Raw genomic sequence first — 16610 nt, 5'->3', positions numbered from 1 at the left:
AATTAACTGACTTTGAGCTTGTTTAGTGAGCTACGAATTAGCTATATTTTTGATATAAAGTAAGCGCTAAAGGCGCATCATCATGTTGATTAAAACATGCAACGGCAGCGCGCCAGTGAGCTTGTTTATATATTTCGGATTGATTAAATACAGCTTTAAATACTTTTGCAGCAAGCGTTTTATCTTGCTGTGCTTTTGCAATATAAGCCAAGCATAGCAGTAACTCAGGTTGTTCTGGATGTTTTTTTAGAACTTGTTGCACTAAGCTTTGTAACTTATTGCACTGATAATTGTTAGCAGCTGCGAGTATATCTAATAACTCAGTATAACGCTCTTTTTTAAGCATTTTGATCAAGTCAGCTTCTATATCTTTACTTTCACCTAATGCTAACAATGCTTTTAGGTATATATTATTCGCAAGGGCTTTTAAATGCCTACTTAATTGGTTATATCGTTTTTTAACCTCTTCAATATTAATATCACTGAAGTAAGATTTTAAAATTGCTAACCATTGATCATCATTTAATACTTTCTTTTTCTCTAGCTGTGGAAATAACTCACTTAATTCAGACCATTTCTTTTGCTGTATCAACAGCTGACTATATAAGTTTAATTCAATGCTTGAGTTTTTCTTATTTTTAGCCACGGGAGCCAATAATAATTGCGCCACTTCAACTTGCTCTAATTCAACAAATAACTGCGCTGCATATTTTTGATCTTGCTCATCTAAATTATTAAGTAAATCTAGCGCTTGAGATTTATTGCCTTGCGCTAACGCAGCTTTTGCCGCTGTCGCTTTACTTAGCCCTTGCCAGCCATCTGGTACAGATGATTTAGATAATAATTTAGCAGCTGTTGTATGATCACCCGATAAGCTTGCCCACATACCTTGCTGTAAGTTTTCTAATTTCTTTTTTTCACTTCGACTAGTAAAGCGAAATTTAGTATTGCCATAGAGTGACCATAAATATGACACTAGCTTATAAACAACAAAAATGCCTACGCCAGTCATAGCTAACATAATGCCAAAGCTGACAATCGTGCCTTCAATTGTCCAATTATTCAGTGCAATTAATACATAGCCTTTTTCACCAATCGCTAGAGGCGCTAATGCTAATACAATAACTGCAGCTAATAATACCAACCAATTTTTTGTCATAGCGACCACTCCTTCATTAACTGACTAGAAGCTAAGTTTAATTGTGGATTAAAATTAAGTGGTGTACTTTTAAGTTGATTCAATTCGTTATTTACATTTTGTACTTCGCTTGAATTAGTATCAAAAAATGACACCAATACTTTATTTGCTTGCTCTAAAGCAGCTTTATAAATAACAACTTGCTGGTTTTGCAATGCAGTTTGACTTTGCGAAATATAAAAACGTACTTGCTGGCGAATTAGGCTCTGCTCTTCTTGCGTTAATAGCGGCTCTATTTTTTCAGTTCTTTCATTAACTTTAATAAAATCATCAACCAATAAAGACCATGAATGTTTTAAGTTTGCCTGCCAATCAGAAATATCTTCAGATAAAACTTCTTGCTCTGCATTTTTTACTAAACTAGGTAACTTCACCATATTAAGTGGTAAAACATCCACTTGATTCAACAAACCATGTAGTTTTAAATATAAGTCCTCTACAGCTACATTACTTAAACCTTTAAGCATTTGTATATCTTCAGCTATCACAGCGCGAAGTTCACTGGTATCACTGTGTTCAGATAACAAACTATCTAGTCTTGTTAGAATGTCGACAGCACCTAAATAATCTTTTTCTACTTTAGCCTTAAATTCAGCCATGCGATGTAAGCTACGCACTTCTTGTGGATTTAGAGTGACTTTAATGTTTTTTACTTCATTCAAACTGTTTTCAAGCTGCTCAGAAATATTTTTTTCACTGGCATTTAGCGCGGTTTCAACTTGCAATTTTTGACTGATTAATTCATTTTTTATAGCGCCCGTTAAGTTAGCACTGGTATTTTGTATTTGTGCTTTTAAAGCATTTAACGACTGCTCTAAACTTTGGTTATTCATTTGTAGTTGCTGAACTAAAGTTTGTTGCTGACTATTACTATAAAAGTTAAACGCAAAGCCACCAGCAGCGCCTAAAGCAATTAATAAAGATAAAATGGCAACTGCATTACCTTTTGGCTTTGAGCTTTGTTTAGTCACCGTCTCAAGCTGTTTAACTTCTTTTTCATTGATATTTTTATCACTCATAGTGGCAGAGGCCTCCTGGATACGAGCATGAACTAAGTTATTTTTTATTTTGCTATTTTGGCTCATTATTTTTGACAAAATAGCCTCATCTGATGCGCCATTACAATTATGAATATTATCAATAGGCACATTAAATGTTTTTATATATTGTGCAGTTCTATCACTGACAAGGTAAAACTGGCATGTTTGCAGCCAATCTATACCTTTTACTGTTAAATCATTAAAAATGACATCAACTGCAGCATTACTGGTTAATACTATACTGTCTATTTTTTGGTGTTGCCACTTTTGGAACCAATCACTTACCTTTCCATCCGTTTTTTCACGCAGATAAAGATTAATCGCATTTAATCTCGCACCTCTTTTATTTAAGATTTGAGCGATTAAAGGTCTGCCGCCCTTACCTTTAGCTAATACAATGCTTTGAGAATCTACCTGCTGTAACTGCTTTAATGCTAATAAACCTTCTGAATCTTGCTGTTTTGGCACAATTGCTCTTTTATTAAACAATTCAGATATTGTTTGCGCTGTTTTATCGCCCACAGCAAAAAATGTGGTGTTTGGACTTATTTCAGGTGATAAAGCAGCTAATGATTTGACAGCATCTTGAGAAATAAAAATAAGTTTATCGGCATCAATTAGCGGGCTTAGTTGAGATGATGTGACATCTAAAGTTTGTAAATTTAGTAATGGAAATGAAAATGCCTCATAGCCTTTTTCTTCTATCGACTTTATTAAGCTTTCATTTTTATTTTCTGGGCGAGTGATGAGAAATACAGGCATTTATTATTCCTTAATGAAAAATTCCCACATTGTTAAATTTCATCATTATTGTAGGAATTTTATGAGTATCGCTCTGCGATTAATAATCACATTGATATTTTTGCAACATAGTGACTTTAATAACCATGCTCAGCAGGTTTATTATGCGTCGCGATAAACTTCAGCAAGAATTTTATCAGCGCCTCGCTCTAATAATGTATCAGCTAATTGCTCGCCTAATTGCTCAGCTTGTTTAACAGAACCAGATACTGAATCTTGTAAAATAACAGAACCATCTATTGCACCAACTAAACCTCGCAATGTTAGATCATCACCTACGATTTCTGCATATGCACCAATAGGTACCTGACAACCACCTTGAAGTTTACGGTTCATAGCTCGCTCTGCTAATACGCGCATACGTGTTTCATGATGTTCTAATGGCGCTAAAAATGCCTTTGTCGCTTCATCATCTATTCTACATTCAATACCAACTGCACCTTGACCATTCGCAGGTAAAGAAATATCAGCACCAATAAAATCACTAATACGCGCTGGCATTTCTAAGCGAATTAAACCAGCAGCAGCTAAAATAATTGCATCATATTGACCGTCATCTAGCTTTGCTAGACGTGTATTTACATTACCGCGTAAATCTCTGATCTCTAAATCTGGGCGTAATGCTTTAATTTGACACTGACGACGTAAGCTAGAAGTACCTACGATTGCACCTTTTGGTAATTCATCTAATGTTTTATAAGTATTAGAAACAAACGCATCTCTTGGATCTTCGCGCTCACAAATCGTATTAAGTGCTAAACCTTCAGGAAACTCTACCGGTACATCTTTCATCGAATGTACCGCGATATCAGCTCGTCCATCTAACATAGCTTGCTCAAGCTCTTTAACAAAAAGACCTTTACCGCCTATCTTTGCAAGTGGTGTATCTAAAATTTTATCGCCCTGCGTAGACATAGGAACTAATTCAACAGTTAGTTCTGGATGAAACTTTTCAAGCTCAGCTTTTACGAATTCTGCTTGCCATAATGCAAGGGCACTTTTACGCGTCGCTATTCTTAATACTGTTTTTGTTGCAGTTGTCATAGTGTACCTTTCAATAAATCTTAAAATTAATATATATGCTTCATTGTGCGTTAAAACAGCGCAGTGATATAAACTACACTCGAGTCATTATTTAATATGAAATGACTTACTTGCTAAAATATTTTGATTTGAATTAACTAGCTCAACACGCCAGTTACCCCTTTGCTTTGTCATTATCTTTTTTGACGAATATGTTCTATACCTTGTGCTGAAAATATCGAGTTCAACTTCAGCCATTAAAGTATTTTCAAAAAACCAACGATGAAAAACTGTTTGCGACTTCATGTTATTCACTTCAGTAAAAAAGAATAACTTTTCATTTATGCTAAAAAGAGATACCTGTGCATCTAGTACATCAACCGGTTCTTTATTTACAACTGCCGTTGTTAATACCGCTCGTGTTACAAAGTCAGTATCAATTGAACCACCATGTGATATTTTTGATAAATGACTTTGCGGAATTAATGTTGATACATGCATTACCTGAGTATCTCTTAAAACTGTATCTTTAGGCTCATCTACTTTCTTAACTTCTACAGCCTTTACAATTTCAGGAGCCAGCTTTTCTTCTATTTCATTTTTGGCATCTAAAATCACAACTTGTTGATCTTGTATTTGCGCCAGTTCAATTGTTTTAGCTTTTTCATGATTATCAACCGGCACAACTTTATGAGTAACTACTCGCTCTTTTTCTTGAGAACTTATGAGAGTTTTATTTGCCGAAACTCCCGACGATAGAGCCCAAATAATGCAGGCTGAAATAACGACTAGAGAAAAACAAACTAACACAATGCGATTCCAATGCCATTGATATTCAACTTTATCAATGGCACCAGTCTCTTTTTGTATCTTAGTTGTGATTGTTATTTTTTGACTCACAAAAAACCTTATTGAAGTTGCTCAATTAACCAATTACGAATTACCATAACTTCTTCACCACATACTTGATGCCCCATAGGGTAATCATGCCAAGTAACTTCTAAACCAGCGCTTTGCATTACATCTAGCGCTTGCTTACCAGCAAACATAGGAACTACTTCATCCTGTGAACCATGTGCCATCAATACAGTTAAATCTTTTTGTATTGCTTCATCGTTAAACTTTTGTGGTGCACACATATAAGTTGATAACGCCATAACTCCTGCAAGTTTATGCTTTAATCTAGGTGCTAAATGTAATGCAATTACACCACCTTGAGAGAAACCAGCTAAAATTATTTTATTAGCTTCAATGCCTTGAGCCATTTCTTGCTCTATGATTTCTGCTACCTGTGCAGATGATTCTCTCACACCTATTTCATCAGCGCGTTTATCTAGATCAAAAGAAACGATGTCATACCACGCTCGCATTTCAATGCCATTATTAATTGTTACAGCACGAATTGGCGCATGAGGAAAAATAAATTTAACACCGATTTCATTTGGAATTTCCAACTGTGGCACAATTGGCGCAAAACCGTCACCAGAATCACCCAAGCCATGTAACCAAATAACTGTTGCTTTATGCTGTCCTTGTGGCTCACAAATAACCGATTTTAAACTCATTCTTTATCTCTCTTTTAAATTTTTATTATTTTAATTCTGACAACCACTTAATTTCGACACCCGCCTGCTGGCTAGATACTTCAGATAGAAATTGCCAAAATTCTGCTTGGCTTCTATTATCGATCCATTGCGTGCCATTAAACTCAAAGTGATGGCCATTAAATTTAGTTGCCACCCATAACTGATGTAGAGGTGCTTGTTTATTTAGAATTATTTTACTTTTATCAGGAAAAATTATTTCTAAAATACTCGGTGCTGATTCGTAATCTAAATCAGCTTCAAAATCATCAACTTGTTCTTCAATAGTCAATAAAACTGCATCTACAAGTTCGTGATATTCATTGTCTGTCATTTTACTTCCTAATACGCTTCATATTGATAATTTTAATAAAATAAGAACATTCCTATAATCCAATGATTTATGCTCATTCGATAGGATTTTCTTTATATAAACTTAGTTTTCATGTCGAGATAAAAAAAAGCCTGCTCGACTGTCTGCATTTACAATTTTTTCTGTTACTCTGCGATTATAAAGAGTAAATACTTTGATCTAAAGAAAACTTATGCAAAGAATAAAATATAGCCATATCATACTATTTTCATGCTTATTATTTATAGGTGCTTGTGGTCAAACCGGTGACCTTTATTTACCAAAAGAAACACAAGAAAAACCTAAAGTTAAAGCTGAAGAAAAAAAAGAAAATCAGCAAAACAAAGATAAACAGGACAAATAAATGGATTATTTTAATTATCGTTCACAGCACCTTTATGCTGAAGATGTAGACATAAACGATATTGCCCAGCAATTCGGAACTCCTTGTTATATTTATTCTCGTGCAACTTTTGAGCGTCACTATAATGCTTTTGTTGATGCAGCCAAAGCACATAAAAACTTAGTGTGTTATGCGGTCAAAGCAAATTCTAACATCGCAGTATTAAATATATTAGCTAAATTAGGCTCGGGTTTTGATATTGTATCTCAAGGCGAGTTAGCTCGAGTAGTTGCAGCCGGTGGTGACGTTAAAAAAGTTGTTTTTTCTGGCGTAGCTAAAACCAAAGAAGAAATTGTTTACGCTTTAGAGTTAGGCATTAAGTGTTTTAATGTTGAGTCTATCGCTGAGCTTCATAATATTTCAGCTATTGCATCTGAACTAAATGTTATTGCGCCTATTTCCATACGTGTTAATCCGGATATTGATGCAAAAACACATCCTTATATCTCAACAGGTCTTAAAGAGAATAAATTTGGTATTGATATAAACCAAGCTGTTGAAGTTTATAAAAAGGCATCTCAATTACCTGGGTTATCCATTCAAGGTATAGACTTTCATATTGGTTCTCAGTTAACTGAAGTCACACCTTTTCTTGCAGCCTTAGATAAAATATTAAAATTAATTGAAGAGTTATCTCAATTAGGCATTAAGATTTCTCACTTGGATGTCGGTGGTGGTCTTGGTGTGCCTTATCAAGGTGAAGAACCGCCTCACCCAAGTATTTATGTTGATAAAATTAATGAAAAACTAATCAACTTGCCTGAGTTAGAACTTATATTTGAACCTGGTCGCGCAATTGCTGCCAATTCAGGTATTTTAGTAACTAAAGTTGAATACCTAAAACAAAATCAAGATAAACACTTTGCAATTGTTGATGCCGGTATGAACGACTTATTAAGACCTTCTCTTTACCAAGCTTGGCAAAATATTATTCCTGTTAACCTTAAGCCTGAACAAAATTCACAAACATATAATTACGATATTGTGGGCCCAGTATGCGAAACCGGAGACTTTTTAGGTAAAGATCGTGATTTAGCACTCATACAAAATGATTTATTAGCTGTTCGCAGTGCGGGAGCATATGGATTTACAATGAGTTCAAATTACAATTCGAGACCGCGAGTGTGTGAGATCATGGTCGACGGTGATAAAGTACATGAGGTACGTAAACGCGAAACCATAGAGCAACTATATCAAGGAGAGAGCTTACTACCATGCTAATTAATTTTTCAAAAATGCACGGCTTGGGTAATGACTTTATGATGGTTGATAACATTACTCAAAACGTATTTTTATCAAAAGATCAAATCCGTAAACTTGCCGATAGAAACTTCGGTATTGGCTTTGACCAGTTATTAATGGTGGAAGCACCTTATGATCCTGACCTAGATTTCCATTATCGTATTTTCAATGCTGATGGCTCTGAAGTTGCTCAATGTGGTAATGGCGCACGATGTTTTGCACGCTTTGTTCGCATGAAAGGTTTAACCAATAAACATAAAATCGCCGTTTCTACCAAAGGCGGTAATATGACTTTATATATTGAAAAAGACGGTCAAATTAGTGTCAATATGGGACAGCCTAAATTAGAGCCTAGTAGAATTCCCTTTAAAGCAAGTAAGCGTGAAGCGACTTATATTTTCAGAGCAGATGAACACACTATTTTTAGTGGTGCGGTTTCAATGGGTAATCCTCACTGTGTTGTAGAAGTAGATGACATCGAAACTGCTGAAGTTGAATTATTAGGTCCTTTACTAGAAAACCATGAACGCTTTCCAGAAAAAGCTAACATTGGCTTTATGCAAATTTTAAGTCGTGAACATATCAAACTTAGAGTTTGGGAACGTGGCGCAGGGGAGACCTTAGCTTGTGGTAGTGGTGCATGTGCAGCAGCAGTGATCGGTCAAGTTCAAAATAAACTAGATCCCCATGTTCAAGTTGATTTACCAGGTGGCACTTTACAAGTGCGTTGGCATGGTGAAAACCAAACGGTAAAAATGACGGGACCTGCAGAACACGTATTTGATGGCCAAATAGCGATTTAGAGAAGTATAAATATGAACACATTATCTGAGCAGCAAGTAGTAGCGTATTTAAAACAAAACACGGACTTTTTAAAAAATAACCCTGACTTGCTTGATCAGTTAGATGTCATTTCTCAGCAAAGTGGTACGGTTTCCTTAGCAATACGCCAGCAACAAATATTGAGACAAAAAAACCAAGATTTAAAAGAAAATTTAGCTTCGTTAATACAAACAGCTAAAGCAAATGAATCTATTTTTAAAACTTTCAGTGCATGTCAGCGTGATTTAATGCTTATAAACGACTTTAATGAACTAAAGGAGCAGTTAAACGCAACTATAAGCAAAGCGTTAAATGTTAAAGAGTCTAGATTATTGCGTTATAAACCTGAACTTAAAACTGTCATTGAGCATAGATTACAAGACTCAAAACATTATTTAGGAAGAACAAGCCAAGATGAAGTTGCGTTGTTATTGAATGAAAACTGCCAATCAATCGCATTGTACTTAATAGGTGAAATCGATAATCCATTAGGCTTATTAGCTTTTTCGAGTGATGACCCTCTGCACTTCACACCATCACATGACAACATTTTCATCGATGAATTTATTCACTCCTTAAAAATTAAACTCATTGAACTGAACTAGTGGAAGCCAGCCAATCAACTCCAATTCCAGCACAATGGCTAAACCCCATTGATGCTTTTATTCAATATCTAAAAATTGAAAAAAATTACTCCGAACATACGTTATTGCAATATCAAACTCAGCTAAAACAAGCCGCTGAGTTTTTACAACATCAAGCTGAAAACTGGCTAAAAGTACAGCCTGAGCATATTCGCAGCTTTAGTATGCAACTAAAAGCAAAACGCCTGAGTAGTAGAACGATTAATTTAAAGCTCTCATGTATACGCAGTTTATATAAATACCTACAAGCACTAAAAATACAACGCTCAGGCAAAAAAAAGCAATCAGTAACACCACTTAACAATCCAGCTGAAGCGATTAAAGGCCCTAAGTTCGAAAAACCTTTACCAAAAAATCTCGATGTAGATCAAATGAATCAACTACTAGAAATTCCGCCTGAAGATAGTTTAGCTATTAGAGATAAAGCGATGATGGAATTGATGTATTCATCAGGGTTACGGATCAGTGAGTTAGTTAATGCTAATTTAAAAGACATAAAATATAAACAAGCAGAAATTCGCGTATTAGGTAAAGGTAATAAAGAACGCGTGATTCCTGTCGGTAGCAAAGCATTAAATGCATTAAATGATTGGTTGAAATGTCGCGGAGAATTTGCAAAACCTAATGAAATAGCACTATTTTTAAGTAAACGTAAAAATAGAATATCTGTTCGCCAAGTACGTGAAAGAATGAAGCAATGGGGAATTAAGCAAGGTATTTCGGCCGCTATTCATCCTCATAAATTACGCCATTCATTTGCTTCTCATATATTAGAATCAAGTAGTGATTTACGGGCAGTTCAAGAACTATTAGGTCACAGCAGTCTATCTGCTACTCAAGTATATACCCACCTTGATTTTCAACATTTAGCGCGGGTTTATGACAAAAGCCACCCGAGAGCTAAAAAGCTTGATAGTAAAAAATAAGAGAGTTACATGAAAATTTCTAGAAAACTAAATGACATAAAAGTATTAAGTTTTGATTTAGACGATACACTTTACAATAACAAACCTATTATTAAAGCGGCACTTGATGCACAGTTTAATTACATAAAACAAATCCCAACTGTTGGCGATAAATGGCTAGAGCAAGGTGCTGACTTTTGGGAAAAATGCAGAATAGCCGCACAAAATAATACTCCTGGAATAGAACAAAATGTGACTTTATTACGCCAACACGCTCTACACTATGCTTTTACATCTTTAGGTCATAACGACCAAGAAAGTGAACGTCATAGTAAAGCGGCTTATCAAGCATTTATTATAGCCAGAAGCCAAGTTGTTGTTGCACCAGAAGTATTAGCTTTACTTAAAAATTTAAGTCAAAAATACACATTAATAGCGATTACCAATGGCAATGTTGATATCAGTAAGTTCTGCTTAAAAGACAGCTTTGAATTTTTACTTATGGCGGGCTTTGATGGCGCACAAAAACCAGCAGCTGATATGTTTGAACTCGCAGCGGATAAATTAAATGTAAAGTTAGAAAATATCTTACACATTGGTGATAATTTAGATTCAGATATTCAAGGCGCTAATAATAATGGTTGCATGTCTTGCTGGTTGAATGATGACCCGATAAAAACAAGTTATAAGGGCTTAGCAGATATAGAGATCAGTAATATTCTTCAGCTAGAAATGCTACTTAAATGAATACCTGTTTATAAAAACAGTATTCTATTTGAACTGCCTAAGGCTCCTGTTGTATCATAGCAGCAATTATTAATGCCACCTAGTGGCTCAATAGAATTGCAAAGCAAATCTATTAAATGACAACTTTGGTGGCACTAATGGACGTATCTGAATTACTTGATGGCTTAAACGATAAACAACGAGATGCCGTAGCAGCACCTTTGCAAAATATGTTGGTATTAGCAGGTGCAGGCTCAGGTAAAACCCGAGTTTTAGTTCACCGTATCGCTTGGTTAATGCAAGTTGAAAACGCATCTCCATACAGTATTTTTGCAGTAACTTTTACTAATAAAGCCGCTAAAGAAATGCGTGGACGTGTAGAAGAAACGATAAAAAGCTCAATTGGTGGTATGTGGATAGGTACTTTCCATGGTTTATCACATCGAATTTTACGCGCCCATCATAATGAAGCAAATCTGCCTGAATCATTTCAAATAATAGACTCTGACGATCAAATCAGAATGATACGAAGATTGCTTAAAGCCTTAAATATTGATGATAAAAAATGGCCCGCTAAGCAAGTAACTTGGTACATAGGCGCTAAAAAAGATGAAGGTTTAAGGCCTAAAGATATCAAAGCCTATGACCCTAACGAGCAAATGCTACTAAGAATTTATACCGCTTATCAAGAAGCCTGTGATCGCGCTGGTTTAGTAGATTTTGCTGAAATTCTTTTACGTTGTTATGAAGTGTTAAATAATAACCAAAGTTTATTACGCCATTACCAAGACCGATTCCCACATATTTTAGTAGATGAATTCCAAGATACCAATACCGTACAATACGCATGGTTAAAACTGCTTGCCGGTAAACAAAACCATGTAATGACGGTTGGTGATGATGATCAATCTATTTACGGTTGGCGTGGTGCTAAAATTGAAAATATTCGCCGTTTCTTACAAGACTTTAGTGCTGAGACTATAAGACTAGAGCAGAACTACCGTTCAACAGCAACCATTTTAAAAGCAGCAAATACCTTAATCGCCAACAACTCAGAGCGTATGGGTAAAGATTTATGGACTGAAGATAACGAAGGCGAATTAATCTCTATTTATGCGGCTTTTAATGAGCTAGATGAAGCGCGATTTATTGTTAGCAAAATCAGTGAATGGAAAAGCAAAGGCAAAGATTTAACTGATACCGCTATTTTATACCGAAGCAATGCACAATCTCGTATTTTAGAAGAAGCAATGCTGCAAGAAGGTTTAAAATACCGTATTTATGGCGGTATGCGCTTTTTCGAACGTCAAGAAATCAAAGATGCATTGTCTTATTTACGCTTGATCAATAACCGTCAAGATGATGCCGCATTTGAACGTATAATTAATACACCAACTCGTGGTATCGGCAATAAAAGTATCGGTTTAATTCGTGATTGCGCACGGTCTGAATCACTACCTTTATGGTATGCAGCGCAAAGCTTGATCGATCAAAAGCAACTTACTGGTCGCGCAGCTAATGCTGTAGGTAGTTTTATCGCCTTGATCAGTCATATAGAAGAACAAATCCAAAACTCAGAACTTGCTGAACAAGCTAAATTTGCAATTAATCATTCAGGCTTAATGGCAATGTATCAAGCTGAAAAAGGCGAAAAAGCACGTGCACGTGTAGAAAACTTAGAAGAACTCATTAATGCCTGTTCACAGTTTGAAATGCCTGAAGATGAAGAGTTCTCTTCACCACTTTCTGGTTTCTTATCACATACAGCATTAGAGTCAGGTGAAGGACAAGCTGATGAGCACGATGATGCTGTTCAAATGATGACATTACATTCAGCAAAAGGACTAGAATTTCCATTAGTATTTATGGCAGGTGTTGAAGAAGGCATGTTCCCATCACAGCAAAGTCATGATGATTCTGAACGTTTAGAAGAAGAACGTCGCTTATGTTATGTTGGTATTACACGAGCAATGCAAAAGCTATATATAAGTCATGCCGAAAGCCGCCGTTTATATGGCCAAGAGAAATATCATTCACCATCACGTTTTTTACGCGAGATTCCGGATGACTGCATTGAAGAAGTTCGCATAAAAACACAAGTGATCAAACCTCAAGCAAGTAACCGCTTTAGCAATACTGTCACCAGTGCCGCTTTTGAAGAAACTGGTTTTAAACTAGGTCAAAGAGTGATTCACAAAAAATTTGGTGAAGGCACAGTTCTTAACTACGAAGGTTCAGGGCCTCAAGCGAGAGTTCAGGTGAACTTCTTAGATGTTGGCAGTAAATGGTTAGTGACTTCATACGCTAAGTTACAGGCTTTATAATGAACTCAGCAACAATATTGCCAATGAATGTCACCGCATATTTTGAAAATTTAAATAACAATAGGCATAGGCAGTTATTGTTGCTTACAGGTTCTCAAGATTGGACCACGCTTCAAGCAAATAGACTGATAGAACAACTAAAAGGTCGCAGATGTATTATAAGTCGAAATAAAGATTTATTAGATGCTAATTGGCCCGAACATAACCACCAAATTTTAGGCCAAGAATATCAAGTCGGCCTTTATGATGGTTATCAAGGGATCTCACCTGATAAGTTAGCAGCCCTTGCAGGTACCATCACTGCAGGTGGCGTTTTAATTTTAATACAACCAGAACTAAAACTGCTTAATACCTTTGTAGATCCTGAGTTTCAAACTTTTCAATCCGCTGAAATAAAATCAAACCTAATTAGCTATTTTAATCAAAGATTCAGCAAGCAACTTGATAATCAACTTTGTATTAAGTTGGACCAAAAAAATGGTTGGCAATTACCTAAAATAGAATTAGTCCCAGAACAACCTAATCTTTCTAAACAACTAACTTGTATTGAAGCCATCACTAAAACAATTTTAGGTAGAGCAAATAGACCTTTATTAATAACGGCTGACAGAGGAAGAGGTAAATCATCTGCTTTGGGCTTAGCGGCTGCCGCATTAATTAAAAATAATAAGAAAGTCATTATAAGCGCGACACAACGTAGATCTGTAGAGTCTGCATTTAAACACTTAGCATTAGCCACAGAGCAAAACTATAAGACTGGTGAAAATACTTTAGCAAATTTAAGTTTTATTGCGCCAGATAAATTAATTAATGAAGCCCATCAAGCCGATGGAGTTTTTGTTGATGAAGCCGCAGCTTTACCTGTACCTATATTACAAAAAATATTAAAACTTTACCCAAGAGTTGTATTTGCAACAACCATATATGGATATGAAGGCACAGGACGCGGATTTACATTAAGATTTATTCCATATTTAAATAAACACTATAAAGATTGGCAAAATACTTTTTTAAATACACCAATAAGGTTTGCTCTAAACGACCCTTTAGAAAATACAATCAATCAGCTACTGTGCTTGCAAGCTGACTGCTCTGTTGACTTACCCGAGCGATTTGAAAATATTCAGATAAAAGAGATCAACCAAAAAGAACTATCTCAAAATGAAACCTTATTAAATCAAGTTTTTGGTTTGCTCGTATTAGCCCATTACCAAACGACAGTAAACGATTTACGCCAAATGCTTGATGGTAATCAAATAAAAATTTTTATTTCTCTAAAAGAAGATATCATCATAGCAGCTGCGTTAGTTGCTATTGAAGGCCAACTATCAGAACAATTGAGTGCTGAAATACTAAACGGAACACGTAGACCTAAAGGTCATTTACTAGCGCAATCTATCGCTCAACTAGACAACTCAGATTATTTTTTAAAAAATAAAGTTGCTCGTATTATACGCATAGCTGTGCACCCAAAATTAACTCGAAATAATTTTGGTAGTCAATTACTCCAACATATTGAATCAAGCCTTAGCACACAAGTAAAAGCGATTGGAGCCAGTTTTGGAGGTTATGCTTCATTACTAAGCTTTTGGCAAAATTTAAATTACCGAATAGTAAAAGTTGGTTTCAAGAAAGATAAAGTAAGCGGCGAACATGCATGTTTGGTTTTAAAGTCGCTAAACTCTACTAGCCAAATTCCAATCCAAGAACTAAAGCAACAACTCAGCCATCAGTTACCTCTTTATTTAATACATAGTTTTAATACGCTTAACGCGGCTCTTGTTGTAGAGCTGTTAAAATATTTATCACCAAGTAATATTGCAGGCCTTGAGCATGATTTAGCTGATATTAAACGCTATTTAGGAGCCCAACATAGTCTGGAACAAGTTGTACCTAATTTATGGCGTGTCATATGGCAAAACATACCACTAATTGTTATGTGTAATACATTTACACAAGAGTTGATTATTAGACTAATATTACAAAATCAAAGCATCGAAGTTATACAAAAAGAAATGTTGATCAAAGGAAAAAAACAACTTTCGTCTGATATTAAAACCGCAATCTCTGAGTTTATTGGCTTATTAAAATAAAGGTAAATCAATTATAAAAAAATTTTATTTATTACCCTTTTCTTATTATGTAAAAATGCAATATCAGAAACAGGTGTAAACGATAGAGAAATATTGCTTGGCATGTCTAATGTGACTCTAGGACCAAGTGCTGAACTTGGGTTACAGATTTACCAAGGTTACAAAGTGTGCACTGACGATTTGTAAACAATTTAATTTAGATATGAAAGTAGCCGGTTATAAGGAAACAAGCCAAATTCAATTTGAAGGTTATCTTAATGCCTATATATTTCATACTGCTGTCAATAAGTGCAAAGCAGATTTAACAAGAAGTTGTTTGCTAAAGTCACTTAGAGCAATAGATTTAAGTTTATTAGGCTTTGAAAAAAGAAAACATCTAATCCCCTAAAAACAATCTATTTTTCTTTTCAATAACCCTGCAAATTTATTAACCTGCGCTATGCTTTAAATTCGTCAGGCGGAAAATAATAATTAGCAGGGGAAGCAATGGACTTTATAAACTTTAAAGTTGGCTCAAAAACTATCTCTCTTAAAATCCTAGATATTCTTGTAACTGAAAGATTTGAAGATGCTCTAACAAAATTACCAAATAAAAATAAAAGCTTTATTGGCATAAAAGATTATATGGGAACACCCACACCTGTATTTGATTTAGGACTTATTTTAAATGGCGAGTCAACCTATACAACAAATGCAGAATTAGCAGAATTACTACAAGCTAGAGAAAAAGAGCATATAGAATGGATACAATCGCTGGAAAATAGCTTAGTAAACAATGTAACTTTCGATGGTGCAAGAGATCCCCATAAATGTTCATTTGGACAATGGCATGACAAATTTAAAACTGATGATGAAGATCTTCAACTAATTCTCGAAAGATTTACAGAACCCCATAATAGAATCCATCAGCTTGCAGATGAATTATTAAGCAAAGTTGAACAAGGACATAAAGAAGAAGCCCTAAAAATTTTTGAGCAAGAAAAACGGACTACATATACATTTCTACTAAGGTTATTTGAATCAGCAAAAGAACAAGTCATGCTAGATTACAAACCCATTATAATATTTACAACACCTGATGGCGTTCACCCTCATATAGGATTGTTAGTCGATAAAGTAGGCCAAAGTGTCAATGTTAATAAAGAAGATATTAAGCCGTTAGAAAAACTTACAAGCGTTGGATTCGATATCGATCCACAAACAAGAAACATGATGAGAGGCCTAATAAAAATGGAGCAAATTCATAGCGTGATAATAGACCCATCAGCAATTTTCTTAGAAAAATCTGAAAGACCTGAGCCTGAAGTAGTAGATTAAAATAGTATGATCCATAAGCGAGTATTCCCCCTTACTGTTTAGTGCTTGTTTATATAAAAACTATAAACATAAAAAAACAAAAAAGCCGATACATTTCTGTATCGGCTTTCTTGTGATTATGAGAGTGGAGCCTGATG

15 protein-coding genes are annotated in these 16610 nt (G+C 35.2%); 9 read left to right on the top strand and 6 right to left on the bottom strand.

Translation table 11 applies throughout. The features are described 5' to 3' along the window. Nucleotides 1-37: 37 nt before the first annotated feature. From PSA_RS02685 to cyaY, 6 genes are all read right to left on the bottom strand, one after another. The gene (locus PSA_RS02685; RefSeq protein WP_052380266.1) at nt 38-1159 is read right to left on the bottom strand and encodes a heme biosynthesis HemY N-terminal domain-containing protein; all 1122 of its coding nucleotides are present in this window, start codon (nt 1157-1159) and stop codon (nt 38-40) included. Next, nucleotides 1156-3000: a uroporphyrinogen-III C-methyltransferase gene (locus tag PSA_RS02680; protein ID WP_042152804.1), complete on the bottom strand. Its 1845-nt coding sequence runs from the start codon at nt 2998-3000 to the stop codon at nt 1156-1158. Before PSA_RS02680 ends, PSA_RS02685 begins: the two co-directional genes overlap by 4 nt. 141 nt (nt 3001-3141) lie before the next feature. Then, complete coding sequence (gene hemC, locus PSA_RS02675) at nt 3142-4083, bottom strand: hydroxymethylbilane synthase (RefSeq protein ID WP_042152807.1); 942 nt, start codon at nt 4081-4083, stop codon at nt 3142-3144. 87 nt (nt 4084-4170) lie between these two features. Further along, nucleotides 4171-4962 (bottom strand): DUF2914 domain-containing protein, encoded by a 792-nt coding sequence (locus PSA_RS02670; RefSeq protein ID WP_042152810.1) that lies wholly within the window; start codon nt 4960-4962, stop codon nt 4171-4173. 8 nt (nt 4963-4970) lie between these two features. Then, nucleotides 4971-5627: an alpha/beta hydrolase gene (locus PSA_RS02665; RefSeq protein WP_042152814.1), complete on the bottom strand. Its 657-nt coding sequence runs from the start codon at nt 5625-5627 to the stop codon at nt 4971-4973. A 25-nt stretch (nt 5628-5652) separates the two neighbouring features. Next, nucleotides 5653-5979 (bottom strand): iron donor protein CyaY, encoded by a 327-nt coding sequence (cyaY, locus tag PSA_RS02660; RefSeq protein WP_042152816.1) that lies wholly within the window; start codon nt 5977-5979, stop codon nt 5653-5655. 211 nt (nt 5980-6190) lie between these two features. On the opposite strand from cyaY, the gene PSA_RS25060 reads away from it, so the two are divergent. The 9 genes from PSA_RS25060 to PSA_RS02615 all read left to right on the top strand — a co-directional run bounded on the left by PSA_RS25060 (nt 6191) and on the right by PSA_RS02615 (nt 16473). After that, nucleotides 6191-6361 carry a lipoprotein gene (locus tag PSA_RS25060; RefSeq protein WP_127924248.1) on the top strand — a complete coding sequence of 57 codons (171 nt, stop codon included), beginning with the start codon at nt 6191-6193 and terminating at the stop codon, nt 6359-6361. Next, nucleotides 6362-7621 carry a diaminopimelate decarboxylase gene (gene lysA / locus PSA_RS02655; RefSeq protein WP_042152819.1) on the top strand — a complete coding sequence of 420 codons (1260 nt, stop codon included), beginning with the start codon at nt 6362-6364 and terminating at the stop codon, nt 7619-7621. Further along, nucleotides 7615-8445 carry a diaminopimelate epimerase gene (dapF, locus tag PSA_RS02650; RefSeq protein WP_042152822.1) on the top strand — a complete coding sequence of 277 codons (831 nt, stop codon included), beginning with the start codon at nt 7615-7617 and terminating at the stop codon, nt 8443-8445. Before lysA ends, dapF begins: the two co-directional genes overlap by 7 nt. 12 nt (nt 8446-8457) lie before the next feature. Next, nucleotides 8458-9069 carry a DUF484 family protein gene (locus tag PSA_RS02645; protein WP_042152824.1) on the top strand — a complete coding sequence of 204 codons (612 nt, stop codon included), beginning with the start codon at nt 8458-8460 and terminating at the stop codon, nt 9067-9069. Beyond that, nucleotides 9069-10034, top strand: a complete 966-nt coding sequence (gene xerC / locus PSA_RS02640; protein WP_042152827.1) for a tyrosine recombinase XerC — start codon at nt 9069-9071, stop codon at nt 10032-10034. The genes PSA_RS02645 and xerC overlap by 1 nt, the downstream gene beginning before the upstream one ends. Nucleotides 10035-10043: 9 nt before the next feature. Continuing rightward, a complete protein-coding gene (locus PSA_RS02635; protein WP_042152829.1) occupies nt 10044-10760 on the top strand; it encodes an HAD-IA family hydrolase in 717 nt (238 codons plus the stop codon). Between the two features lie 137 nt (nt 10761-10897). Beyond that, nucleotides 10898-13063: a DNA helicase II gene (gene uvrD, locus PSA_RS02630; RefSeq protein ID WP_042152832.1), complete on the top strand. Its 2166-nt coding sequence runs from the start codon at nt 10898-10900 to the stop codon at nt 13061-13063. Next, on the top strand, nt 13063-15156 hold the full coding sequence (locus tag PSA_RS02625) for a GNAT family N-acetyltransferase (RefSeq protein ID WP_052380267.1): 2094 nt from the start codon (nt 13063-13065) through the stop codon (nt 15154-15156). Before uvrD ends, PSA_RS02625 begins: the two co-directional genes overlap by 1 nt. A 486-nt stretch (nt 15157-15642) precedes the next feature. Beyond that, complete coding sequence (locus PSA_RS02615) at nt 15643-16473, top strand: CZB domain-containing protein (RefSeq protein ID WP_042152838.1); 831 nt, start codon at nt 15643-15645, stop codon at nt 16471-16473. Nucleotides 16474-16610: the final 137 nt, after the last annotated feature.

Source organism: Pseudoalteromonas sp. '520P1 No. 423', assembly GCF_001269985.1.
GTDB lineage: Bacteria > Pseudomonadota > Gammaproteobacteria > Enterobacterales > Alteromonadaceae > Pseudoalteromonas.
This window is presented reverse-complemented; position numbering and strand designations above follow the sequence as displayed.